This window comes from Marinoscillum sp. HNIBRBA16962, assembly GCF_057801515.1.
The window spans coordinates 3,001,970-3,025,898 of sequence record NZ_CM173603.1; the positions used below are offsets into that span (position 1 = coordinate 3,001,970).

Here is a 23,929-nt window from a genome sequence, read left to right on the forward strand (position 1 = left end):
CGCCCCTTTTTTAAGGGGGAATCCCTGATTGGAAGGTTATCGAATGGGAAGGAAATTCATTCTCTTTTGATGTTTGGACAACCTCTCACCCGGCAGCTGGCGGGACCTCCCCTTGTCAGGGAAAAACCCCTCCGCCCTTTTTATGCACCGTAGTCCGGTGTAGGTGTACCCGGCAAACCCCTCAGTCCTGCGGACAGCTCCCCTGGTCAGGGGAGCAGAAGACACTGCAAAAATTATAAATACTTTGAAAATGGTTAGAGTGGATTAAAATTAATAACGCTAATCAACTCCCCTCCTGGTTTAGGCTTTATTACCAGGGACTTCCATAATCCTATTTATTAGAAAACTACCAATTTGAAGTGCTCCCTTGAGGTGGTCCGGCATTCCGGAGGTGGCAATGCTATTAAGTTAAGATCCAAACATAATTAATTGTCATTTCGAGGGACGAGAAATCTTACTCAAGTTTAACCAAAACTGTTTTGGATGAAGCTCTCTCCTCACGTACCAATGACGCATCTATGAAAGGCGCTGTATTTCAGGGCTTTACAAATTCGTCATCAGCCAATTTGTGGCCTCATCTAAAGAGGTTGGCCTCTCGAGATGACATTTCTTAACTTAATAACCTTACAAAAGGGAGTTGTCAGTAGGTTCAGGAGTTCTTGAGCTTGAAGTGTTCCATTTTAGCTTTCAGGTTTTCTACAATTTCGGTCACTTCCTTGGTACGGCGGTTGTATTCCGTCATCCCTGAGGAGAGCTCTGAGGATGAACTGGCTACTTCTTCAGTACCACTGGCTGTCTGCTCCGCGATCACCACCACAGACTCCGTGATGTTCACCACATTTTTGATGTCTTCCAGCTGTTTATCCACCCGCTTGCGGATCTCTTCTGACATCTGCAGGGTTTCAGTGGTGGAGCTCGTGATTATGGTGAATGCCTCAGACGCTGACTGGGTAGCCTCTTCCCCACTTTTCACGCTCTTTTTCATCATATCTATTGCTGAAGAAGTTGTGGTCATGTCCTTTTGTACGTCTACCACCAGCTGTTCGATCTCCTTGGCAGATTTTTTAGAGTCCTCGGCCAGCTTGCGGATCTCCTCGGCCACTACGGCAAACCCGCGTCCGGCGTCTCCTGCCTGAGCTGCTTCTATAGCGGCGTTGAGTGCCAGCAGGTTAGTTTGAGATGCGATTTCGGTGATCACACCCAGTACGCGTGAGATCTCCTTGGAGCGGTTGTTCAGGATCTGGATAGACCTGTCCGTATCATCAGAAAATGCCACAATGTCTTTCATGCTAAATCCTACCCTTTTGATCAATGTGAGTCCGTTTTCACTGTTGTCGGATCCTTCTTTGGCTGCCTGATTGATCTTTTGAGCCTGCTCTCCCATCTCGCGTGATGAACCCAGAATGCCCTCTACCAGATTGGATGACTCGTCCACCTTGGCTACCTGGCTCTGGGCGCCATGGCTCATCTGGGAGATGGCCGCAGCAATCTCGCCGGTGCTCACATTCATTTCTTCACTCGTAGCGGCCATTTCATGCGACGAGTTGCCGATCACGTCCACCTGGGAGGAAATATCGTTCAGCAGCTCAGAGAGGTTGTCGAGGGCCTGGTTCAGATTGTTTGTCAGGTTGTAAATATCCCCTTTAGCTTCTCCGGTGTACCGTAAAGACAGGTCTCCGTGAGCCATTCCATCTACAATGTGATTGATGCCATTAAAGGGCTTCATGATCGATTCAAACAATTCATTTATGTTTTCACCGAGCTCGCGCCATTCGCCGGTTTTTGTTTCCAGGTTGATGCGTGCCTGGAAGTTTCCGGACTCCACGGCCTCTTTGATCACTTCTTTGGTTTCCTGTACGGCAGCCTGCAGGTTACTGCTATGCAGCTGCAGTTCTTCATTTTGGGCTTTTACCTGCTCGGTAGATTCCTTGATCATCGCTTCCAGTTTGCGCTGGTTTTGACGCTCCTGGTTGATCTTATACCGGTATAAAAACACTACTCCGCCGGTTATCAGAATTGCTGCGATGGCCCGGAACCACCAGGTAGCCCAAAACGGAGGAACGATTGAGAGGTGGACCGTGGCAGGTGTTTCATTCCAGACTCCATCGTTATTAGCGGCTTTTACTTTAAATGTGTAATCTCCCGGGTCCAGGTCGGTGAATGAAACTACGCGTTGATTGCCGGCCATTACCCAGTCATCATTCAGGCCTTCCAGTTGATACTGGTACTGGTTGTTTTCCGACTGAGTATAGTTGATGGCGGTATATTCAAATGAGATGAAGTTTTGGTCATAATTGAGCGTTACTTCATCGGTAAACATGATGCTTTTTGATAAAACCGATTTTGGGCCAACCGGCACCTCCTCATTAAAAAGCTGGAATCCGGTGATGTATACCGGAGGCTTTATGGGATTAGCCGTAAGGTCAGCCGGATCAAAGAGGTTAAAGCCATTATTCCCCCCAAACACCAGCTCGCCTGTAGAAAGCTTCAGGCTGTTTCTTGGCATAAACTGGTTGCTTTGCAGTCCATCTTTCCGGGTGTAGTTTTCAAATGTCACAGCCTCCGGATCCATTTTGGAAAGCCCCTTGAAGGTGCTCAGCCAGAGATTGCCTGCGTCGTCTTCCAGGATGCCGGTGATGTTGTCGCTGGGCAGTCCGTCTGCCTGTCTGAATACTTTAAATGATTGGCTTTCAGGGATGTATAAATTGAGTCCTGCACCATTTGTTCCAACCCACATTCTCTCTTTTGAGTCGATGAGCATGCTAAAGAGCGAATTGCTGCTCAATGAGCCCTGAGCTTCGCCCTCCCGGAAATGGCGGAAGGTTTCTGTCTGCGGGTTAAAGACACTAAGCCCGTCGCTTTCTGTGGCAAAATAGATATTGCCGTTTTTATCTACTTCTACTTTGTTGATCCCGGATGCGCCGATTGAGTTGGGATCATTCGGGTCATGCTGATAGTTGGTAAAGTCATTCGTAGACCGGTTGTATTTGCTTATTCCTGCTCCCCAGGTAGCGATCCAGATATTTCCGTTTTGATCTTCATGAATGTCAAAGATGTGGTCTCCTGCCAGGCTTTTGGGGTTATCTTCATTGGCCCTGTACTTGATTATCTGCCCGGTTCCGGGGTTGTACCTGTTCAGCCCTCCAGCCCAGGTACCGATCCATAGTTCACCGTAGTTGTCCCACTCCAGCGCCAGAGTTTTGTCACTACTGAGTGAGTTTGGATTGTTGGGGTCATGCCGCAGGTGTCTGAAGGTGTTGGTTTGCCGGTTGTAGAAGTTAACACCACCGCCATCTACCGCCACGGTGAGGTTGCCTCTTGCATCCTCAGCATATCCGCCTACCGTATTGCCTGACAGGCTTCTGGGATCCAGCGGGTTGCTTTTGATGTGGTTAAACTTGTACATCCGCTCATCATACATGCAGGCTCCCCCCAGTCTCGTTCCCACCCAGAGTCTTCCATGGTTGTCAAAGTAAATTTCGTTGATGATGTTCCCGCTCAGGCTTTGATCGTTTCCCGGCTGGTGCCTGATGGTAGTAAAGCGATCTCCGCCCAGGTATTTTGCCAGCCCATTATCCGTACCTACCCAGGTGTTGCCATCGGGACTGGTAAGCACCTGGTAGACATAGTTGTTGGGCAGTGAATTAGGGTTGTTTTGGTCTTCCGTCAAAAAGACGACTTTTCCACTGTTGATATCAATCTGGCTAACTCCGGCAGTAAAATGACCAGCCCATACCCTATCCTGATCGTCTACATAGACCGAAATGATATTGGAGCTTTGTGTTTTGCCCTGTTTGCTGTAGTTGACGAAGGCTCCTTCTCTTTCCATCATAAAGAGACCCTCTCCTGTAGCTAACCAGAGCCTTCCTCTGCTGTCTTCACTGATGTCGGCTACAATGACGCTTAAAGTGGGATTTTCTTCAGAGGGCAACGGGTAAGTAGTGAAGGTGGTATCCTCATGATTATAGAACGTCAGACCCGCATAAGACCCCATCCAAAGACGACCCTTGCTGTCTGTAAATAGTTTACTGACCGTTACATCTTCATACGCTGCTTTGTCCGGATTTATGGAGATCCGCTCAAAAGTCTCTTTTTTTCGAATATACTTACACAGCCCCCTTGTCGTACCAACCCATAAATTTCCATCGGGACCTTCGGCAATTGCAGTTATACGGTTGTCCGGAAGGGTGGAAGAATCTCCCGGATCATTTTTGTAAACGGAAAATTCGTATCCGTTGTACTTGTTCAACCCATCATCTGTTCCAAACCACATAAACCCATGTTTATCCTGGTAGATGCAGGTGATGTTCTCATTGGAAAGACCTTGCTCGGTATTGAGTTGTTTAAACTTCAGGTTAGCGTTTTGTCCGAAAACGGCTGACCATGCGATCAGTAATAGGAATGGACTCAGGGTTTTCATAACGTTTAAGATTGGGGTGGAAAACATATATAATTAAGCGAAATAAAATCATCCTTTAAATTAATTCGGTGTTTAATCGTTAAACGTAGGTATTTAGGTTCTGAATAAGTATGAACATGGGATTAATTGCAGGGCTACTCGTGAAAAAACAGGTAAAGCCCGACCGGGCAGTTTTATCTCTCAAAAAAAAAAATGTAATTTTTTAAAGAATTAACCCAAAACCCCATGAGTCAGATACTTTTTGAAGATGAATTTGTTTGCTGCGAACTTGATAGCGAGCGTTCTATTATGAAACATACATGGAAAAAGAAACCCTCATCAGATGATTTCAGGTCTACCCTTCTGAAGGTACTGGATCAGTACAAAAAACACAAGTCGTCCTTTAATAACCTGAAGTGGCTGGCTGATACTGTGAAGCTCGGTGAGCTTTCTGAAAGTGACGAGACCTGGCTGGACGATGAATGGGATCCCCTGATTTTCAGGGATGCAGGGGTAAAAGTGCATGCCGTCATTTTAGGCTCGGATATTTTTGCGGATTACCCTATGGAAATGTTTAAGCTTTCATCTATCCAGAAAAACAGCGAGTTAGGCGTAGAGCTGGAGGTGTTTTCTACTGCAGATAAAGCATATGAGTGGCTGGAAAGTAGATAATTGGTCTTGAAGGAGCAATTATCATTAATTCAACTTCAGAATTTTTTCAATTTCTACCCCTATCTTCGTGTCAACGGCCATTAAAGCTTAACTATGAAAAAGATCGATGGACTGGGTCATCGTCCTGACCGTCATAAAGCATTTACCAGGGAGTTATTAGCAGAGGCTGAAGACGATGAGTTGAAGTTCATTGTAGAAGAAGCCGCCAGAGACCTCAGGACTCCTATTGCTTTGGTCTCTTTGGTGATGGAGCATATCCAGTATTTTAAAGCCCATTACGGATTGCCCGAAGATCTTAATCATTCGCGGGGCACGGATCGGGATATTTCCTTTTGCCAGTTTGTGGTTAATAATGAGTCTCCCCTGGTCGTAGAGGATGCGAGTAAAGATACCCGGTTGCCTCAGGCCGTGGTTGATGAGTATGGCATACGCTCTTACCTGGGTATGCCGATCATGGCAAATGATACCATAGTGGGTGCATTATGCGTCCTGGATACAAAACCACGAACGTTTTCTGATGAGGAGCAAAATAACCTGAGAAAGCTTGCCGGGTTGGTCAACATGCGGCTGGCTTCACTAAGCCAAAGGCGTAAAAGGTCGGGTTCTTCACTGATCCAGGAGACGGCATATCCTGCCCTAGCTGAGATAAAGAAGAGCCTGGTGCCTTTGAAATCAGCCCTTTCATCCGGTTATATGAGCACTGTAGAGGTGGGTACTTTTCTGAAAATGGTGGAGTATGCTCTGCATCACCCGGGGAGCTTTCAGGACCGGACAGTTGCCATGCAAAAGACCAAGGAAGCCCTGGAAGCAAGTCAAAGTCACTTGTATAATCTGGAAGTAAGCATCGAGGATATGGAAGACGCCCTGGATGCCCTCATTCATGTGTTTAATCCCGCCACGACCACCCTGCTTTCTGAAATTGCTGTCTCGGGACGCGAGCTGGCTCGTTACAACCTGGCCAAAAGTGGTGGCGCCTTTTTGCCAGACCTAAACTATGATCCATTAATTTCAATCCCTCGTCAGCTTGGAGTTTCCCTGGTAGCAACCACGTTATCCATGCTTTCCGGAGCATTGTTAAGAGAAGGGCTTACCGAAAAACTTCGGATGGATTCCGTACAGATGGGCTCATCTGCCGCTATTACCATTCGCAGCGATCAATTAAGTCACGATCGGATCAATGAGGTGGTACTTATTCAGAAAAATCATACAGGTGAGGATCCGGCTGTGGGGATCAGTGTAGCAGGAAATGTGATCAATCTCGTATTTTCCGTGGTACAGGTGAGGGCGGATTAGGTTGGGGGTTGCGAGTTGTAAGTTGCGAGGTTGAGGGTTGCGAAAATGTTGCGGGTTGGTTGATTCCTCCTGAAAACCCCCTCACCCGCTGGCGGGAGCTCCCCTGCGTAGACCCCTCCGCCTTTTATATTTATCCGTAGCTTACCTTTTCGCTAAAGCTTCGAGGTACGCAGTTAGCGAAGGTGTACGGACAAACCCCTCAGTCCTGCGGACAGCTCCCCTTCGAAGGGGAGCAGCATGTACTGCAAAGATTATAAAGTATCTAAAAATGGATGGAAGTAGCTACCAATCATACCGCAAACCAACTCCCCTCCTGTTTTAGGGCCTGTTTTAGGAGGGGTTGGGGGTGGTAATTCTGTTTTAGGAGGGGTGCCCGGCTTTGCCAGGTGAAAACCCCTCCGCCTTTTTATGCACCGTAACCTCCGGTGTAAGTGTACCAGGCAAACCCCTTGTGGAACCCCTCACCCGCCAGGCGGGAATACTGCAAAAATGATAAATCCTTTGATATATACTCCCTTGCTGCTTAATTGCAATTTGACAAAGTAGGGGCTTATTTTCTTTATTCATTGTAACTTAGGTATAATGAATCATAACAACATATTGTGGTACTTTCTGGGCGGGGTGTTACTGATTGCTCTCCTGGTAAAGACTGATCTGATCAGCCTGCAGCTAATTCCTGCGGGAGAAGCTGAAGGTGCTGAGGAAACGGCTGGAGGTCTGAGACACGGTCCTGTCAAGACCTACGATAAGTTTGGAAACCTTCATACCGTAGTGACCTACGATCATGGGGTAAAAGACGGAAAATCCTATGTCTATTACTCCAATGGCCAGGTGATGCTGGAGATGAATTATGAGCAAGGGAAGCGAGCCGGTGAATCAATCAAGTATTACAAAAACGGAAAGGTCTATGCGATCACTCCTTACGAGGATGATGAGCTAACCGGGATTCGTAAAACCTACTATCAAAACGGGCAGCTGAAAGGTGAAGTCCCCTACTACCGCGGTTATCCCGGTACGGGCCTCAAAGAATATTTTACCAACGGAACTCCCAAAGACCTGCCTCAGATTAAGCTGAAAGAAGCTATCCGTAATGGACGGAAGGTTTTGGTCATCGAAACACCCGATTGTAATAAAGTACGCTTTTACAAAGGATCACTTTACAATAACCGCTACCTGATCCCCGATCCGGATTATGTAACTGTTTTGCCCATGGCAAATAAAGAGTCTTACCTCGATCTTTCTGATGAAAAGGGACCGGTAAACCTGATCTGTGACTGTACTACCAAAGGGAGTCACCCGTATGTGACACGGTTGGTGTATGATGGGCAATGAAGCCCCTGAAATTTTACTATTTGAAGTTAAATGCTATATTTAACAAATGAAGAAACAAAAGAATCTAAAGGTTTTTAACTGGGTTGTTTACTCCGCTTTAGGAGGTCTCGCTCTGGCCTATGGTATCGGGTATGTGTGTGGATATCTTACCTGTATTTGAAGAAGGCTTAAGATATCTAATATTTTGGTATGCGGATAGTTACTCACTTTGCTTTCCGGTATAAATTTCATATCCCCAGGCAGGCAAGGTGAACTCCTCAGAACCAGAGAGGTCAACACTGCTTCGGCTTTTAAAGCTTTTGTAGCTGCCTGCATACAGGCTTTCTTTCAGTGAAAATTTAGCTGGTTTCGGTGAGCAGTTGAACAGGCCAAGTACGCGATTGCCCGCTTTTTCACGGTAGATTGCATTTATCTGAGTTGGGGCGGTGGTCTGTATGGGTAGCATTCGGGCGCCCCACTCCCCGTTCCACAGGGCTATGTTATCTTCTTTCAGTTTGTTGAGCCGGGCGTAAAGGGTGTTAAATGGGTGGTCGCCCCAGGAGATCTGGTCTTTTTCAAAAAAAGCAAGCGACCGGTTCAGGCCTACCTCCTGGCCGGAATAGATCAGGGGCATGCCTTCCACTATGTAGGAAAGTGCGGCATACATTTCAGCGCCTTTCCCAAACCTTTCAAATACAGTACCTTCCCACGAGTTTTTGTCATGGTTGGTGGTGTGTGGCATTCGGATTTCGCTCAGCTGTGTGCTGTTGATCTGCTTTGCGATGTAGGCGTTGATTGCCGTAGCGTTGGTTTCTCCCCGGGCAATGTCTACCATGGCTTCTTCCAGCTCCCAGGCATAGGTCATATCAAAAGCCAGATGCATGATCCGCTCTTCCCATTCGGCCAGCAGGAAAACCGGCTTCTCCCGATCCAGGCTGTACCGGACATCTACCCAGAAATCGATGGGTACATATCCGGCCACATCACATCGATATCCGTCTATATCAAAGTTTTTCACCCAGTAAAGCATGGATTCTTTCATGTAATCCCGCAGACCCTGTTGCTCGTAATCCAGAACGATCACATCTGACCAGTTCCAGCCAATTGGGGGGATAAAATCTCCTTTATGATCACGCAGGTACCAGTCCGGGTGTTCTTCCGTGAGCCAGTTGTCCCAGGCCGTATGGTTTGCCACCCAGTCAATGATCACTTTCATACCGGCGGCATGTACTGCATCCACCAGGTGGCGGAAATCTTCTTCCGTACCAAACTCCGGATTGATTTTTTGGTGATCTTTTACCGCATAATATGATCCCAGCGAGCCTTTGCGGTTCTTTTCACCTATGGGATGTACAGGCATAAGCCAAAGGATATCCACTCCCAGTTCTTTTAACCTGGGTATATGATTTTCGAAGGCTTTGAAGGTTCCCTCCGGCGTAAACTGGCGGATATTTACTTCGTATATCGTAGCGTTTTTGATCCATTCAGGGTGAGTTATCCGGGGTATTGCTGGTTTTTGGGGCATTTTACTCTTTTCTGATGTCATCGGCTGATTACATTGTAAAAGGGTAACAGCTATTAGAATGGTTAGGAGGTTCTTCATTTGTTTGATCTTCATAAAAGCAAGATAGAAAACGGCTCCTCATTTCTGAAATCTCTTTGGATTCTCCAGGTGTTGGGGTACAGGTTGTTGAACCGGTTACCCAGGTGATTGATCCACCCAAGAGGTGTTCCTTCGAAGGAAACCAGGTGAAAGCCTCTTTCCGGCGCTTCCAGCTCAAAGGGTTCTTTCATGAGATAATGCAGTGCCTGTTCATAGGTAAGGTTGAGGGCAGGCCAATGGGAGTTATCAATTATGTTACTCAATGCCAGCTCATGGGAAGGGACGAGCTTGTCCTTTTTGGTTTCACCGACAAGCACACCTGATTTTAGGATGTTTAAATGCTGTTTAAGGTATTCCATTTCTTTCTCAAACCGGCTGACAACAAGTTTGTTGTCCCAATCAAAAATAGTCGTTCGATCGGTATTTCTGATGCCTGCTATTTTATGCTTTTTGGGTTCGGGTCCTTTTTTTCTCTTTTTCTTCTTTGCGGGAGCCGGTTCCCAGCGATCAGGTCCTTCGGATTTTCGCACCACGAAAAAACAGTACCCCTCTCCTTTTACCATTCCGGGCAATAGCCTGAACCCTTTAAATCCGGACTGTTCGTATGGGCTGAGCGCACACTCTTTCGGAAAGCTTATGCTGACAGGTTCCACCTGGTAATTCCCTGTCAGCCAGTTAAGAACCTCTTCATTCTCCTGCTTATTGAATGTGCATGTGGAGTAGATTAGTATACCACCATAAGCCAGTGCATTCCAGGCATCTGTAAGGATGCGTTGCTGGCGTTCGAAGCATAAGCTCACATTTGCGCCGGACCATTCCTCTATTGCGCCCGGATCTTTTCGAAACATCCCTTCCCCGGAGCATGGTGCATCTACCACCATTACATCAAAAAAGCCTTCCGGGCCCGCAAAAAGCCGGGGATCGTTGCTGGTGACCAGGCAGTTGTCATTGCCCCATTTGGTTATGTTTTCCTGCAAAATGGACGCCCGTGACCTGATAACCTCATTGGCTACCAGCAGGTCATCTTCTTTCATCAGCGAAAGCAGATGTGTTGATTTTCCGCCGGGGGCGGCGCACAGGTCCAGGATTCGAATGGCTCCTTCTGGCCGGGATTGTTGAAAGACTTGTCCGAGGATCATGGAGCTGGCTTCCTGTACATAGTACCCTCCGGCATGGAGCATGGGATCTTTAGTGAAAACAGGCCGCTCCTCAAGGTAGTAACCGGTTTCACACCAGGGAACCTGTTGCAGCCCGGCAGGAGGTTGAGTCTTAGCCGTGTTGATACGGATGCTTACAGGCGCTGACTGGTCTTTCAGGTTTTCGAGCAGTTGTTGACTGGTGGTCTTATCAAATTGCTGCTGAACTGCTTGAATAAAATCGGGTGGTAGCTGTGTCAATCGTTTACTGATCTGATGAGGCAATTATAAAGGATGATTGGGAATAGTTGCACCCCCGGGCTGATTAATAGCTGCAAAAGTCTTCTTTTAGGTGAGTAATAAGCTAAGCTCTTTAGCCTGTTGGAAACAACTCCAACAGAGGCTCGGATGTGCAGTCGGCCGCCCTGGTTGGTCTTGTGCCCAATCAGAAGTCGTTAACTAACTGCATTGCCACCTTTATTAAGGGGAACCCATCATATTCTTATAGACTCCTACTGATTGGCGTGTTTATCCAATTGGTTATGAACTTTAACTGACTATCCCGAGCTTTTTGTAAAGCACCTTTTCACTGATTTGGGTGATCTCTCCCGGTTTTAAAGGAAAAAGGGACAGGTCTTCAATCCCTACGCGGATAAGTCTGAGCGTAGGGTGACCAATTTTAGCGGTCATCTTGCGTACCTGCCTGTTTTTTCCTTCTACGAGTCGTATTTCCAGCCATGTTCGCTCCGGATGTTTGGTGTAGTTGACGGATGGGTCACGTTTCGGAAGATCCGGGGGATTGATAATCCTCGCTTCACACGGTAATGTATGGTACAGCCCTTTTACATTGATTTCCAGGCCTTTTCGCATTTCTTTCAGGGCTTCCTCTGACGGCTCCCCTTCTACCTCTGCCCAATACGTCCGCTTGTGCTCATTTTTTGGGTTCAAAAGCGCTCCATTGAGTTTTTTGTCATTGGTGAGGATCAGTAACCCCTCACTATCCAGGTCCAGCCTGCCCACGGGATATACGTCTTTCTGAAGCTTAAAAATGCTTCCCAGGCCGGGGTTACCCTCTTCATCGGTAAACTGGCTCAGCACTTTGTAAGGCTTATAGATGATGAAATACTTCAGGTTTTTCGACATAGGCACAAAGGTTAAAAAATATTAAAAGAAGGGAGTTGGTTTACAGAAGTAATAAATTTAGAGTGAACTGTATCTGTGGATTCTGTGATCAAGATTTTTTTCTTTCTCATATCATTTAATTGCTTAACTCCTTTCCTGATGGCTCAGCAAACCATGGTTTATGGCAAGATACAAGATGCCAGCACTTTTGAGCCTGTTCCTTTTGCTCATGTAGCTACTTCAAAAAAAGGCACCGTTTCAAATCTTGAGGGTCAATTCAGAATCCCCGTAGACAAGGGAGATACCATCTACTTTTCTCATGTGAATTATGAACCTTATCAGCTGGCCATCCGTGAGCAGGATTCTCTGCTTATTTTTCTGGATCCCGGAGACATTCTTCTGGATGAAATAACCATTCGGAGTATCCCATCAGAGGAGAAATTCAAAAAAATGGTCTTAGAAACACAAATCACTGAAACAAAGTCTGAGGGAAATGCAATGAAGAATGTGGGAAATGCAAGAAAGTTAGTTCGTGCTGGGTTTGGGCCACCTACAGTGAGTAGTCCGGACAGCTACAAAGTGTATGTTGAGGGGCCTGAAGGGGTGAGCATTTTCTCCAGCAACCCTTCAAAAGGATTGTTTAAAGCATTCAGGAACTTGAAAAAGAAGCTTCCGGTCTTCCAGCCCTACCAGGAAATGTCAGACCTGCCTGACTTTAGGTTAAAAAGACAAAACCCTCCGGATAGTACCACTCTTTACGGTGAAAAAGAGGAGTAGCTGAAAGATCTTTTCTAGATTCACGCCTATGACCGTAGCAGAGAAGATCATACAGTTTAACGATTCACTGAAACCTCCGACCAAACTTCCCGGGGAGGTTATGGTAATGAATCCTTACAAGGATGAAAAAGCGCGTGAACTCTCTACCATTTTTTACCACAAATATTATGGAGACATGGATGAGCGGCATATTCTCTTTGGCATCAATCCGGGGAGGTTTGGTGGCGGGATCACCGGAGTCCCGTTTACTGATCCCATCAAGATGGAAGAGGACTGCAACATTCCCAACGATTTTGACAAGCGACCGGAGCTTTCTTCCAGGTTTATCTATGAGGTGGTACATGCTTATGGTGGGCCCGAAAGATTTTATGGTAAGTTTTTCATCTCAGCGGTATCTCCCCTGGGGTTCATCAAGGACGGCAAAAACCTGAACTATTACGATATTCCCGGCTGGAAAAAGCTTTTTGAAAAGTATGCTGTAGACCGGATCAGGGAACAGTTTAATTTTCCCATTAGCAGAAAGGTGGCCTATTGTATCGGTCAGGGGCAGAACCTGAAGTTTCTGGAATACCTGAATCAGGAATACAACCTGTTTGAAGCCATCAAAACCGTTCCCCACCCTCGCTGGGTGATGCAGTACCGGCTTAAACGGAAGGAGGAGTTTGTTCGGCAGTATTTGGGGGTGCTTGGGTGATTAGGTTATTAGGTGATTGGGTTACTGTTCTTTTAAATGAGTATGAAATTGAGGATCTGAAAATTATGGTTGGTTGCCTACTGCTTACTACCTCCTGCTCCTGCTTACTGCTACTGCCTATTGCCATTATATCACCCCTTCGGGGTTGTTTTGGTTCATGTGCCAGGAGCTATAGTTATTTCATCCCTTCGGGATTTTCTTTTTGCCTATTGATTCACTTTCTATTCTCTGTCGCTATTCTTTAATTTTTCGTCTCACGTCTATTGTCTTTTTTGCCTACTGCCTCCTGCTACTGCCTACTGCCTCCTGCTCCTACTTGCCTACTGCCTATTCCTCAGAAATACACCTCCATCCCATCGGTTAACCTGTCAATTTCCAGGTTTGGCTCATTGATCACTTCTGATCCCATGTGTGTGAGCATAAGTCTTTTCGTTTTGAAATCTTCCTTACGCTCCATAATGGTTTTATAGCTCAGGTGGCCTGGAGAATCGGTCAGGTAATTATTGCATTCTACTATGAACAGGTCTGTTTCATTTGCCAGGTCGATAAGCGAATCATTCCACTCCGTATCTCCCGAGAAAGCGAAGGCCTTATCTTTCCAGGTCAGCCTGATTCCATGCGGATTAGATGGTGGTGCATGAGTGACTTCACGAGCATAAATGGAAATTCCGTCATGAGAAAGCGCCTCTTTTGCATGATATTCCAGGTACCGGACACCCAGATCATCTATTACTTTACTGGTACCGGGATACAGGGCCTCCTGCAGTTGGTAAGCTTTTTCCCGAATTCCTTTGGGGCCTATGATGGTGAGGGGATGTTTACGGTCGTACTTGAAGGAGTTGGTAAGCATCAGAAAAGGTAGTCCTCCATAGTGATCACCATGAAAATGTGAAATAATGATGGTATTGATCTCACCAATGTTGACCCTGTGCTGACGCAATCGTACTAAAGTGGTAGCTCCACAATCGACCAGGATCATTTCGCCTTCCTCTTCCAGGAGAAACGAGGTATTAAACCGGCCTTCGGCGGCAAAGGCATCACCACAACCAAGTACTGTTAGTTTCATAGGTTTGACGTTTACATCGTAGTACTTAGCGAAGATAGGTTTTGTTCAACACGAAATGAACTCTCACCAAAAGGGGTTGGGAAATTAAATTTGTTTCTATTATTCAGAACAAAAGGAATCTATTTACGTTTGATCATGCAAAGTAGAAACAAATACCATGAAAGGAACAAATCTCGGTGAATTTGAAGAGTTGCTCTTGCTAATAGTGCTTATCCTCGAAGATGAGGCGTATGTACTAAGAATCCAGGAGGAAATAAAAAATCAGGTTGGTCGAAATACATCTATGGGTGCGCTACATTCCAGCCTTAGCCGTTTGGAAGATAAAGGCTTTCTTACTTCTGAAATGGGTGGAGCTACTACTGAGCGTGGAGGAAGACGCAAACGTATTTACCAGCTCTCCGCTGACGGTAAAATGGCCGTGAATCATGCCCGCGAAATGCGAGAATCATTATGGAAACAAGTTCCCAATTTTTCACTTGAGTTTTATGGCATCTAAGCTTCCACAATTAGCCGAACGGATCATTCGATTCTTCTGTAGAGAGTCGCTTCAGGAAGAAATTCTTGGAAACCTGGAAGAATACTGTCATCTGCATGCCAATAGCAGATTGAGGATCTGGATAGAAGTTTTGAAGTATCTCCGTCCCACTTTTTTTAAACCTATTCATCCCTTTAATCATCGATTTCACATGTTCAATTTCAACCCAAAACTGGCATTTCGCAACCTCCAAAAACAAGGAACAAATGCTGTGATCAATATTTTTGGTTTCACTGTAGGCCTTACCTGCGTGTTCTTTCTCTATTTCTATGTCTCGGAGGAGTTGCAGTACGACCGGTTTCACAGGGATTATGAATCCATCTACAGGGTGCTCAGATTGTCCAGTAATAATGGAAATGCTTACAAGATTGGTGTGACTTCAGGCCCTTATGCCAGGGCTTTGGAAAATGATTTTGGCGAAGACCGGGTAAAAACCATGAGAGCGCTCCCTTCCGAGGACCTGGTGGAGTATCAGGATCATCGGTTCTATGAAAAGGAGATCTTACTGGTTGATCCTGATTTTTTTACTTTCTTCTCCTTTCCGCTGAAATCGGGTGACCCAAAAACCGTATTAAAAAACCCCAATTCGGTTGTGCTGACTGAAACGATGGCTAAAAAGTACTTTAATAATGAAGATCCACTGGGTAAGCTTATTGAGGTAAGCGGACATTCTTTTGAGGTTACAGGGATCGTTGGTGAGTTACCCGATAAGTTCCATCTCGAGTTTGAGTTTCTCTTATCAATGGAGCTTGTGGACGATGAAGAGTGGATGAACAACTGGTGGAACAATGGCCTGATCACTTATGCTAAAATTGAAGATCCTCAGGATGCCGCTTATATTTTAGACCACTCTCAGGAGTTTATGGATAAGTATTTTGGAGAAGACTTTAAGCGAACCGGTGGAAAAATGGGACTTACTCTGGAGCCACTGGCCGATGTATACTTCAATAATGACACCCGCTACGATGAAGCCAAACACGGCGATATCAAGAATATACTGATCCTGTCCCTGGTGGCCGCAGCTATTCTTTTCATCGCTTGCTTCAACTACATGAACATGACCATTGCACTGGCTTTCAGGCGAAGTAAAGAGGTGGGCATTCGTAAGATCATGGGTGGAAGCAAGGTGCGGCTTATCCTTCAGTTTATAGGCGAGTCGCTAATGTTGATCCTCTTTTCCGTAGTACTTGCTGGTGGGTTGAGCCAGGTGCTTCTCCCCTTTCTAAATAGCACCTTTGGTCTTGAGGTCCAGTACCAATGGTCTGATCCCAACGTGTGCCTGTTCTTTATGGCCATAATTGCGCTGGTTGCGCTGGTGTCAGGGCTGTACCCGGCATTGCTGCTGAGCTCCTTTAAACCGCTTAGGATCATTAAGGGTAAGCTGTTTGACCAGCAGAAAAACATCTACTTGAGGAAAGGGCTCGTGATCACTCAGTTTGTTATTTCCATTTTTCTGGTAGCAGTGACCTTTTTAGTAGCCATCCAGATGCATTTTGTGGATAGCAAAAATCTTGGGTTTACAAAAGAGGAAATCGTGGTTTTGGACTTAAATAACCAGGAAAGCAGGGAAAAGATAGATGTGCTGAAAAAGAAGTTGGAACACTATCCTGATATCCTGGAGACTACAGCTATCAGCGGCGAACCAGGGGGCTTCCATGATGCTTCAACTATGGAAATCCTTGGTATGGACAAAAAGATAAGGTTCAGAACATTATTCGCTGATTACCAATACTTAAAGACTTTTGATGTTAACCTTTTGCAGGGGAGGGATTTTGATAAGAGCTATGGAGAAGACATGAACGGGGCTGTGATTTTGAACCAAAAAGCTTTGCATGAGCTAGGTATGACTGCTGAAGAAGTCTTAGGAAAAACCATCAGGGTGCCTATCTGGGACGATTACGAAAGAAAGGTTATAGGCATAGTAGAAGATTACCATTTCCAGTCATTGAAACAGCCTATTGAGCCTTTGGGTATCATGCTTGGAGGTCGGCCAAGAAAGCTTGCGATAAAACTCCAAACTAACACTATTCATGAAGGTACTGATCATATTACCTCTGTATGGAGTGAACTGATAGACGGCTACCCATGTATGTATAAGTTCCTCGATAACTCGCTTCATAACCTTTACCAGACAGAACAGAAACAACATGCTGTGTTCACATCTTTTTCGGTGATCTCATTGATCCTGGCAAGCTTAGGTATATTTGGGTTGGTTTCGTACTCTGCTCAAAGACGAAAAAAAGAGATCGGTATCCGGAAAGTGTTGGGTGCCTCTACCCGGCAGATCCTATCACTGTTTTCAAAAGAGTTTTTGATCTTAATTGGTATATCGTTTATCCTTTCCATCCCCCTTGTCTGGGTTTTCATTAATCGATGGCTGGAGGATTTCAGTTATCGAATCAACCCTGAAAACTATTGGTATGTCTATCTGATAAGCGGAGGTATTGCCCTGGTGATCGCTTTAGTGACGATCAGCTTTCGTTCAGTTAGAGTTGCAGCATCCAATCCGGTAGATAGCATCAGATACGAGTAAGGTCTGTTTCACTTTTTTGGAGCTGACACCACAATGGTATAGAAATTGTAATCCAGGGAGTATTCCGTTTCTGAAGCGAAATGGAAATCAATTTTGTCTAAATTTAGACCGTTATGAAAATTACTACCTGGATCTTCTTATTACTGCTTTGCGCCACCACAGTTGCCCAGGACCTCCAACTCATCGTGCCCCTGGGCCATTCCCGGCGCGTATCGGATATGGATGTTTCAGCCAATGGAGAATGGTTAGCTACCGTTGACGGTTCTGATCATGTCAAAATCTGGGACTACCCTACTGGTGAAGAAAAGTATCAGCTTCAGGGCCACAAGGGCCAGGTTACGCTCGTGGATTTTCACAAGAAAGAATCAAAACTGGTTTCAGCCGGATCAGATGGATCCGTTATTGTATGGTCTCCTGCCGGTAAGATCCTCCGGACCTTAGAGATTGCCCGTCCTGTTCTGGATGTTCAGTTTGTCAATGATGATCTAGTGGTTCTGACCGGGTCTACCTTAGATATCTGGTCAGCTCAGGATGGAAAACAGCGCTCATCCACGACGCTTAAGCGGTCAGCTTCCAGTTTGGCCATTTCCGGGTCTACAGCCTTTGTGGGATGTAAAAATGGAGAGGTGCTACAGGTTGATCTAACTCAGGCCAGCGTCGAAAATACCTATATGACCGGTGAATCAGAGATCGGCACCCTGGCAGCTTCACCTGATGAAGAGCTGTTGCTTGCGGGAAACAACGCCGGAAACCTACTGAGCATATACCGGGAAAGCGGTGAAATCAAAACAAAGAAGGCTTTCGAGATACGAAACTATAAAGTGCTGGTAGCTAATGATTTAATTTATACTGTCGGTAGAGATACTGAGAGGAATTTTAAGGTCTTTTCAAGAGAGCTCAACCCTCAGTCTGAGCCGTTTGCTTTTGAGGCCGATCCGGAATCAGAGGCATTTTCTTTTGGCTTAAGCGCTATGTCCCTGACGGACTCAACGCTGCTGATTGCGGATTATAACCAGGTAATTCGTGAGTGGGACCTGAAAAACAGGAAGTGGGTTGGCCGAACGTTCCGTGGGTTGGCAGCTCCCGTATACGATCTTGCGGTAAATTTTAATGAAAAGCAGCTTGCTGTTGCATCAGGACACGAGTTTGTAAAGATCATTGATCTTACGGCTGCTTCAGGGGATCTGCTCCTGGAAGATTATCCTCAGGGCACACGGTCCATCGATTTTCACCCGGTCAATCCCCTTATAGCTACCTACGGACTGGATGAAAGAATCCTGGTCAGGGACGTAATATCCAAACAGGCCGTTTTCACACTAAAAGCCAGGGGGGATTACTCCACTACTCCGATAGCATTTGACCCCACCGGACGCTACATCCTCAGAAAAAGCAGCAATGAGGCTTTTGACTTTTACGATTTTAAAGGGAAAAACCCACGTACCATCAAGGTTAAAAACGGGACTGACTTTCAGTTTTCCCCTGATGGAAGAAAGCTGTTTTTCAAACTAAGAGATGGCATTCAGATCTATGATCCCGTGACGGTAAAAGAGCTTGGAGAGCTTTCCATTCCAAATCTTCAGGATTTTACTTTTCACACGGATGGGTCGTTTTCAGTTTTGCTAAAAGATGATCTTACTCTTCAGAAATACGGTAAGGACCTGAAAAAAATAACCGAAACTACTTTACCACCCTCCGCTGCTTCAGATAAGGTATTTGCAATAGGTGATTACCAAATCGGCTATAGAAATTCCGTTTCCAGAGGCGCTCAGCCTGATTTTACACTCAAAGTGATCAGTCAAAAAGGAGAACTGGTGAGGCAACTCCCCGGGCACTCGGGATTTGTTACTGCTCTGGAGTCCGTCAAAGATCAGTTTCTTTTTACCTCTTCTTCGGATGGGCAAATTAAGATCTGGGATGTAGAGCATAAAGAGCCATACAAAGCTTCACTGATCCCCCTGGATGGTCCTGAATATGTGGTAACCACATCCATTGGTCTTTTTGATGCTACTCCTGAAGCGATGAAAAAGCTTCATTATGTGAAAGATGGAAATATCATTGCGCTGGAGCAGTTGAAAACGGAATATTATGAACCCAACCTGCTCTCCAAGATCCTCGGGTACAATGAAGAGCCTCTGAAGACCGTAGCAGCGATCTCTTCCCTGAACCTGTATCCGGAGCTGAACATCGCTCATCCGCTGAAAAATGAGGGAAAGCTCGGCATCAACCTGAGTGACAATGGTGGCGGGATCGGCCGTATTGTTATCCTGATCAATGGCAAGGAAGTATCCAGTGACGTAAGAGCGGCCAATACGCTTGAGGATCAGTCAAATATGGAGATTGATTATGCTATAGAGGGCCATCCGTTCTTATACAATGACCGGGTGAATAAAGTGACCATCAAAGCCTTTAACAAGGATGGTACTTTAAGCAGTGAAGCCAAAAGCATTTACTTGTTTGGTGAAGAGAAAGTGGTGGAGCAGCCGAAGCTCTTCGCACTGATAGCCGGGACGTCTGACTATGAAGGTGATGCGCTCGACCTTAAATATGCAGCAAAAGATGCCGCTGACTTTGCCAATGCCGTAGAGATGAGCGCTACCAAATACCTGGGACAGGAAAATGTGTCTGTTCACCTTTTAACTACAGATCAGGAGAAGTCTGCCTGGCCTACCAAAGAGAACATTTCTGCCATTTTCCAGCAATTCAGTAAAGAGGCCACTGCAAAAGACATCCTTCTGGTTTACCTATCGGGGCATGGTGTGAATCACTCTGGTGATCAGAGTGATTTTTACTACCTGACGAGTGCGGCAAGCAGCGGCGATATGAACAATACTGTATTACGGGAAAATGCGGCTGTTTCCAGTGCTGAGTTTACGGAATACATCAAGGCCGTACCGGCGCTTAAGCAGATCCTGGTAATAGATGCGTGTCATTCGGGACGCCTGGCCAGCTCTCTGGCCGCTACAAGGAGCGCCATGAGCTCAACCCAGATCCGGGCGCTGGAGCGTATGAAAGACCGTACAGGCATGTTTGTGCTTGCGGGTTCTGCAGCAGATGCAGTGAGCTATGAAACCACCCTCTTCGGACAGGGGCTCCTCACCTATTCATTGCTTTTTGGTATGAAAGGAGCTGCATTGAGAGATGATGGGTTTATTGATGTTTTGGAGTTGTTTCAGTTTGCAGCCAATAAGGTGCCCGAACTTGCGGAAGAAATAGGAGGTGTTCAAAAGCCTGAGCTCAGGCTGCCCGAAGATGGCAAAAGCTTTGATATAGGTCGGCTGGAGGATGCGGATCGTGACCGGATCATGTTAAAGGCCCCAAAGCCTGTCTTCGTACACAGCCGGTTCCAGGATCAGTCAGTGATTTACGATCATCTGGATATTAGTGATCTGCTGGATCAGAAGCTTTTGGAGTTGAGTAAAAAGAATGATCCGAAGCTTGTGTTTGTAGATGATAAAAGTTTTAGCGGAGCCTATACCGTACACGGACGCTATGAAGATACAGGTGGTTTAATTAAAGGGACAGTAACTGTTGAAAAGGATCAGCAGGAGGCCAGAACCTTTCAACTGGAGGCGGTGAACGCTGATGTGTTGACGGAGGAGATTGTAAAAGAAGTCCTCACCATGATCACTGACAAATGACGCAGTTGCCGGATTCCGCACTTTCACAGGCGCTTAAGGTAGCATAGCAACCGCCATCTACCGTGCCATAAGGTGCATCGTTCGGGCAGCCTGTACATTCTTTGGTGTCATCCAGGTCCTCATCACAGGAGACGACTCCCAGAGTACCTGCGAAAAGCAAAAACAGAAATAGAAGAGATTTCATAATAGGTTAGTTTGGTGATCTAAAAAATCAGGTGCAAACCTCACAGTCGGTTCCTTCCGCCACCTCGCAATCATTTTGTGTTTCATAGCAGGCTTCTGACCCAAATACTGACCAGGGGGCATCAGCCTTACACCCTGCACAAGTCCCCACAACATCCTCATCCCCGCAGCCAGCGAAAAAAGCGGAAGCGATCAGAGCGCCTCCAAAGATCATCAATCTTAGTTTCTTTTTCATATTTATCCATTGATTTGGAATTCAAATCCCAAATATCATTCCAAACCAAAGCAGCAAGCTGAATTACATGGCTTTTCGGTCGTCTGAGGCTCTTTTCGCTTTCCCTTTGGCTTTTTCCATGGGTTTTTTGGCTGCCATGATCAGCTGTCCGGTGGCTTTTTCCAGCAGCTCTTCATTGCCCTTATATTCGTATCCGAGGGCTTTGAGATCATTGATGATCCGTCCGTACTCTTCTATCCGGGCTGTATGAAACATTTCACGGTCCTGAAGGTAGACTGCTTCAATGATTCGCAAGCTCCTTTTCAGGATGGCGTAGAGTTTGGTTTTTTCGTTTTCTTCTTCTTTAGGAAAGTTTTGAGTGTAGACCTCAGGGATCAACTCTTTGAGTCGTTCGAAATGGTCTTGCAGTGCTTTGTTTTTCTGAGTCATCAGGCAAAGGATTTTAAGGTTTTAATGAGTTCTGAAGCTATTTTATGGTCATTGTCGGGTGACAAGTCAATGTATTGATTGATGGCGTCTATGGCTTTCCTGTATTCTTTGAGTGAAATGAGGACCAACCCCAGATTATAATAGCTGTTGGGAAATTCAGGGTCTAACTCGATAGAGACCTCATAGTGTGTTTTTGCCAGTGCGAAATTGCCCATATCCGAATACACATTGGCCAGGTTATAATGCGCTTCGAAATGTCTGGGATTCAACTCCAGACATTTGGTGAGATAATCGATGCTTTTTGCCAGCTCCCCTTGCTGCGATTTTAAGATCCCCAGATTGCAATACGCATCTTCCTCACTTTCCTTGTTTTTGATGGCCAACAGGTAGTATTTCTCCGCTTCGGGATCTCCCTGCTCGTCCAGGGTAAGGGCTTCTCCGAAAAAACTGTCCGATTGAGGCAGGTTGACGATTCTGGCTTCTTTGATCTGCTGATTAAACAAGTTGAGCTGTCCGAAATCCTCAGGATCGGGCTTTCTTCTCCGCCGGGCCTTCTTGGGACCGAGTTTTTCCGGAGGGGTAACAGGAAATTTGACAACTCTGGCCATTTATTTAGCTTGCTTTCCTGGCTTTCTTTTTCTGGCTTTCTTTCTTATCAGCTGATTTAGCCTTTTCCATAGGCTTTTTCTCTGATTTTGCCTGTTCGATGCTTTGCTTTAAAGCAGTCATGATGTCCACTACTTCAGGCTCTTCCTCTGTAATAGATACAATCTCTTTGCCCTCTATTTTGCTTGTGATCATTTCTTTGAGAGCACCATTGTATTTATCCTCTAATTTAATGTCTTCAAACTTCTTTGTCATGCTGTCAATCAGGGTTTTTGCCATTTTGAGCTGCTCTTTGTTGGCTTCTACTTCCTGGTCCAGCTTAGGCACGGTCATGATGTCCCGCACTTCTTCCGGATATCTGAGCTTGTAGAGCAAAATCCCTTTTTTATGCGGAGTAAGCAGCACTACATTTTCCCGGTCTCTCAGCACTACCTTGCCTACGCCTACCTTGCCGGAATCCCGTAACGACTCACAGAGCAGCGAATAGGTTTGCGCAGCTACATCACCATCCGGTCCTGCAAAATATGGTGAGTCAAACAGTGTATGATGCACCTCGCTGGCATCTACAAACCCTTCGATCTCAATGACCTTGGTACTTTTTAACTTGACTTTTTCGAAATCCTCATTGTCCACGATCACAAACTGACCTGGTTCATACTGATACCCTTTTACTATGTCTTCCGCGCGCAGGACTTCTCCGGTAACCTTGTCTTTCTTCTCGTACTTTACCGGATTGTGAGTTTCTTTTGACAGAAGATTGAATTTAACAGACTGCTGGTTGTCTATGGCATTGTAGATACGGATGGGTATCGTAACCAGAGAAAACCGTATGTGACCTTTCCAGATTGCACGCATGATTAAGGAAGTTAACTTTATCCAAAGTTAACCAATTTTAAAGTAATAAAACAAGTATATAATGTTAAAATATTGCTAATCAAATGGTTGTGAATTTTATCTGTTGTTGTAAAAGCTCTCCCCTCTTTTATCTGCTTAGGTGTATTTAACATCAAAATACAATATTTCGTTTGTGCGCCGTTTTGTTATTTGTTGAACCAATAATTACCGTAATGAAAAACCTGATCTGCTTAATCGTACTACTTTCTTCCTATCTGGTCGGCGCTCAGAATTTGGGCGTTTTTGTCCAGGGCAATACCGGAACCGTACTCGCTTCAAATCCTCAAAGACCTTCGGATGGTCAGTTTGCTTATTCGATGGAAGAAGGCTTCGGAAGTGGCGTATCCTATCAATTGGAAATCAATCGCCTGCTTTCTCTTGATTATAGGCTGGGTTATTCGCAAAGAGGTTTCAGCGGAGCGACAGTGAGGGAAGAATCGTACTCCACTCCGGAACCAAACGGACCTGTTACCTTTCGGTATGTAACTTTTGAACAGGTGATGAAGCTCTTCATTCTTCAGGATGAGCTGTATGGCTTTTGGGGCTTGAGAAATGAGCGGCTGCTAAAGCATGACCTGCCTGATGAATGGGAAAACCCAAACGGATCGTCCGTAGAGGATCATATTTCAAGCGAATACTTGAGGAACTGGAACTTTGCCGGAATGGTTGGAGTCGGGTATCGTTACGACCGCCTTTTCTTTGAGGCAGGTTTTAGTCCAACGATCACTCCGTTATTAGAAAACGCTAATTCAGCATTAAGAAATAACTTCCTTTTTGCCAATATTGGTTTCAGGGTGTTGTAG

General features: G+C 45.7%; 19 protein-coding genes. 9 read left to right on the forward strand and 10 right to left on the reverse strand.

Annotated features, from left to right (window positions below; genetic code table 11):
• Nucleotides 1-649 precede the first annotated feature (649 nt).
• Nucleotides 650-4,420, reverse strand: coding sequence for a two-component regulator propeller domain-containing protein (locus tag AC3E9V_RS12570; protein WP_488753553.1), 3,771 nt, complete (start codon nt 4,418-4,420; stop codon nt 650-652).
• Nucleotides 4,421-4,645: 225 nt separating this feature from the next.
• On the opposite strand from AC3E9V_RS12570, the gene AC3E9V_RS12575 reads away from it, so the two are divergent.
• The 3 genes from AC3E9V_RS12575 (at nt 4,646) to AC3E9V_RS12585 (ending at nt 7,696) form a co-directional block, all read left to right on the forward strand.
• On the forward strand, nt 4,646-5,071 hold the full coding sequence (locus tag AC3E9V_RS12575; protein WP_488753554.1) for a hypothetical protein: 426 nt from the start codon (nt 4,646-4,648) through the stop codon (nt 5,069-5,071).
• A 93-nt stretch (nt 5,072-5,164) separates the two neighbouring features.
• Nucleotides 5,165-6,364, forward strand: a complete 1,200-nt coding sequence (locus AC3E9V_RS12580) for a GAF domain-containing protein (RefSeq protein ID WP_488753555.1) — start codon at nt 5,165-5,167, stop codon at nt 6,362-6,364.
• 582 nt (nt 6,365-6,946) lie between these two features.
• Nucleotides 6,947-7,696: a toxin-antitoxin system YwqK family antitoxin gene (locus AC3E9V_RS12585; protein ID WP_488753556.1), complete on the forward strand. Its 750-nt coding sequence runs from the start codon at nt 6,947-6,949 to the stop codon at nt 7,694-7,696.
• Nucleotides 7,697-7,895: 199 nt separating this feature from the next.
• Here AC3E9V_RS12585 and AC3E9V_RS12590 read toward each other — a convergent pair whose 3' ends face one another.
• The 3 genes from AC3E9V_RS12590 to AC3E9V_RS12600 form a co-directional block, all read right to left on the reverse strand.
• Nucleotides 7,896-9,278, reverse strand: a complete 1,383-nt coding sequence (locus tag AC3E9V_RS12590) for an alpha-amylase family glycosyl hydrolase (protein WP_488753557.1) — start codon at nt 9,276-9,278, stop codon at nt 7,896-7,898.
• Nucleotides 9,279-9,289: 11 nt separating this feature from the next.
• On the reverse strand, nt 9,290-10,675 hold the full coding sequence (locus AC3E9V_RS12595; RefSeq protein ID WP_488753558.1) for a methyltransferase RsmF C-terminal domain-like protein: 1,386 nt from the start codon (nt 10,673-10,675) through the stop codon (nt 9,290-9,292).
• A 288-nt stretch (nt 10,676-10,963) separates the two neighbouring features.
• Nucleotides 10,964-11,557 (reverse strand): pseudouridine synthase, encoded by a 594-nt coding sequence (locus AC3E9V_RS12600; RefSeq protein WP_488753559.1) that lies wholly within the window; start codon nt 11,555-11,557, stop codon nt 10,964-10,966.
• 138 nt (nt 11,558-11,695) lie between these two features.
• Between AC3E9V_RS12600 and AC3E9V_RS12605 the strand changes: the two genes are divergently transcribed.
• Together AC3E9V_RS12605 and AC3E9V_RS12610 are read left to right on the forward strand one after the other, a co-directional pair.
• Nucleotides 11,696-12,313 (forward strand): carboxypeptidase-like regulatory domain-containing protein, encoded by a 618-nt coding sequence (locus tag AC3E9V_RS12605; protein ID WP_488753560.1) that lies wholly within the window; start codon nt 11,696-11,698, stop codon nt 12,311-12,313.
• A gap of 28 nt (nt 12,314-12,341) precedes the next feature.
• Nucleotides 12,342-13,007: a uracil-DNA glycosylase family protein gene (locus tag AC3E9V_RS12610; RefSeq protein ID WP_488753561.1), complete on the forward strand. Its 666-nt coding sequence runs from the start codon at nt 12,342-12,344 to the stop codon at nt 13,005-13,007.
• A 334-nt stretch (nt 13,008-13,341) separates the two neighbouring features.
• Here the strand turns inward: AC3E9V_RS12610 and AC3E9V_RS12615 are convergent, their stop codons facing one another.
• Nucleotides 13,342-14,073 (reverse strand): MBL fold metallo-hydrolase, encoded by a 732-nt coding sequence (locus AC3E9V_RS12615; RefSeq protein ID WP_488753562.1) that lies wholly within the window; start codon nt 14,071-14,073, stop codon nt 13,342-13,344.
• A gap of 157 nt (nt 14,074-14,230) precedes the next feature.
• On the opposite strand from AC3E9V_RS12615, the gene AC3E9V_RS12620 reads away from it, so the two are divergent.
• The 3 genes from AC3E9V_RS12620 to AC3E9V_RS12630 all read left to right on the forward strand — a co-directional run bounded on the left by AC3E9V_RS12620 (nt 14,231) and on the right by AC3E9V_RS12630 (nt 20,779).
• A complete protein-coding gene (locus AC3E9V_RS12620; RefSeq protein ID WP_488753563.1) occupies nt 14,231-14,569 on the forward strand; it encodes a PadR family transcriptional regulator in 339 nt (112 codons plus the stop codon).
• Nucleotides 14,559-17,141 (forward strand): ABC transporter permease, encoded by a 2,583-nt coding sequence (locus AC3E9V_RS12625; RefSeq protein ID WP_488753564.1) that lies wholly within the window; start codon nt 14,559-14,561, stop codon nt 17,139-17,141. The genes AC3E9V_RS12620 and AC3E9V_RS12625 overlap by 11 nt, the downstream gene beginning before the upstream one ends.
• A 113-nt stretch (nt 17,142-17,254) precedes the next feature.
• Nucleotides 17,255-20,779 carry a caspase family protein gene (locus tag AC3E9V_RS12630; protein ID WP_488753565.1) on the forward strand — a complete coding sequence of 1,175 codons (3,525 nt, stop codon included), beginning with the start codon at nt 17,255-17,257 and terminating at the stop codon, nt 20,777-20,779.
• Here the strand turns inward: AC3E9V_RS12630 and AC3E9V_RS12635 are convergent.
• From AC3E9V_RS12635 to ku, 5 genes are all read right to left on the reverse strand, one after another.
• Nucleotides 20,766-20,963, reverse strand: a complete 198-nt coding sequence (locus AC3E9V_RS12635; RefSeq protein ID WP_488753566.1) for a hypothetical protein — start codon at nt 20,961-20,963, stop codon at nt 20,766-20,768. The two genes, AC3E9V_RS12630 and AC3E9V_RS12635, sit on opposite strands and share 14 nt — an antisense overlap.
• 27 nt (nt 20,964-20,990) lie before the next feature.
• Nucleotides 20,991-21,197, reverse strand: coding sequence for a hypothetical protein (locus tag AC3E9V_RS12640; RefSeq protein WP_488753567.1), 207 nt, complete (start codon nt 21,195-21,197; stop codon nt 20,991-20,993).
• A 63-nt stretch (nt 21,198-21,260) separates the two neighbouring features.
• On the reverse strand, nt 21,261-21,626 hold the full coding sequence (locus tag AC3E9V_RS12645; RefSeq protein WP_488753568.1) for a hypothetical protein: 366 nt from the start codon (nt 21,624-21,626) through the stop codon (nt 21,261-21,263).
• Nucleotides 21,626-22,234: a tetratricopeptide repeat protein gene (locus AC3E9V_RS12650; RefSeq protein ID WP_488753569.1), complete on the reverse strand. Its 609-nt coding sequence runs from the start codon at nt 22,232-22,234 to the stop codon at nt 21,626-21,628. Before AC3E9V_RS12650 ends, AC3E9V_RS12645 begins: the two co-directional genes overlap by 1 nt.
• 4 nt (nt 22,235-22,238) lie before the next feature.
• Entirely contained in the window at nt 22,239-23,087 is an 849-nt protein-coding gene (gene ku / locus AC3E9V_RS12655) for a non-homologous end joining protein Ku (RefSeq protein ID WP_488753570.1), read from the reverse strand.
• A 212-nt stretch (nt 23,088-23,299) separates the two neighbouring features.
• Here ku and AC3E9V_RS12660 point away from each other — a divergent pair, with 212 nt between their 5' ends.
• Nucleotides 23,300-23,929, forward strand: a complete 630-nt coding sequence (locus AC3E9V_RS12660; RefSeq protein ID WP_488753571.1) for a hypothetical protein — start codon at nt 23,300-23,302, stop codon at nt 23,927-23,929.

Excerpts from the sequence above, each read along its gene's own strand:
- AC3E9V_RS12625 (WP_488753564.1), top strand. The coding sequence starts at position 14,559 with ATGGCATCTAAGCTTCCACAATTAGCCGAACGGATCATTCGATTCTTC.
- AC3E9V_RS12640 (WP_488753567.1), bottom strand. The coding sequence starts at position 21,197 with ATGAAAAAGAAACTAAGATTGATGATCTTTGGAGGCGCTCTGATCGCT.
- AC3E9V_RS12630 (WP_488753565.1), top strand. The coding sequence starts at position 17,255 with ATGAAAATTACTACCTGGATCTTCTTATTACTGCTTTGCGCCACCACA.
- AC3E9V_RS12585 (WP_488753556.1), top strand. The coding sequence starts at position 6,947 with ATGAATCATAACAACATATTGTGGTACTTTCTGGGCGGGGTGTTACTG.
- AC3E9V_RS12660 (WP_488753571.1), top strand. The coding sequence starts at position 23,300 with ATGAAAAACCTGATCTGCTTAATCGTACTACTTTCTTCCTATCTGGTC.
- AC3E9V_RS12580 (WP_488753555.1), top strand. The coding sequence starts at position 5,165 with ATGAAAAAGATCGATGGACTGGGTCATCGTCCTGACCGTCATAAAGCA.
- ku (WP_488753570.1), bottom strand. The coding sequence starts at position 23,087 with ATGCGTGCAATCTGGAAAGGTCACATACGGTTTTCTCTGGTTACGATA.
- AC3E9V_RS12650 (WP_488753569.1), bottom strand. The coding sequence starts at position 22,234 with ATGGCCAGAGTTGTCAAATTTCCTGTTACCCCTCCGGAAAAACTCGGT.
- AC3E9V_RS12610 (WP_488753561.1), top strand. The coding sequence starts at position 12,342 with ATGACCGTAGCAGAGAAGATCATACAGTTTAACGATTCACTGAAACCT.
- AC3E9V_RS12605 (WP_488753560.1), top strand. The coding sequence starts at position 11,696 with ATGGCTCAGCAAACCATGGTTTATGGCAAGATACAAGATGCCAGCACT.
- AC3E9V_RS12600 (WP_488753559.1), bottom strand. The coding sequence starts at position 11,557 with ATGTCGAAAAACCTGAAGTATTTCATCATCTATAAGCCTTACAAAGTG.
- AC3E9V_RS12615 (WP_488753562.1), bottom strand. The coding sequence starts at position 14,073 with ATGAAACTAACAGTACTTGGTTGTGGTGATGCCTTTGCCGCCGAAGGC.
- AC3E9V_RS12575 (WP_488753554.1), top strand. The coding sequence starts at position 4,646 with ATGAGTCAGATACTTTTTGAAGATGAATTTGTTTGCTGCGAACTTGAT.
- AC3E9V_RS12645 (WP_488753568.1), bottom strand. The coding sequence starts at position 21,626 with ATGACTCAGAAAAACAAAGCACTGCAAGACCATTTCGAACGACTCAAA.
- AC3E9V_RS12570 (WP_488753553.1), bottom strand. The coding sequence starts at position 4,420 with ATGAAAACCCTGAGTCCATTCCTATTACTGATCGCATGGTCAGCCGTT.
- AC3E9V_RS12635 (WP_488753566.1), bottom strand. The coding sequence starts at position 20,963 with ATGAAATCTCTTCTATTTCTGTTTTTGCTTTTCGCAGGTACTCTGGGA.
- AC3E9V_RS12620 (WP_488753563.1), top strand. The coding sequence starts at position 14,231 with ATGAAAGGAACAAATCTCGGTGAATTTGAAGAGTTGCTCTTGCTAATA.
- AC3E9V_RS12590 (WP_488753557.1), bottom strand. The coding sequence starts at position 9,278 with ATGAAGAACCTCCTAACCATTCTAATAGCTGTTACCCTTTTACAATGT.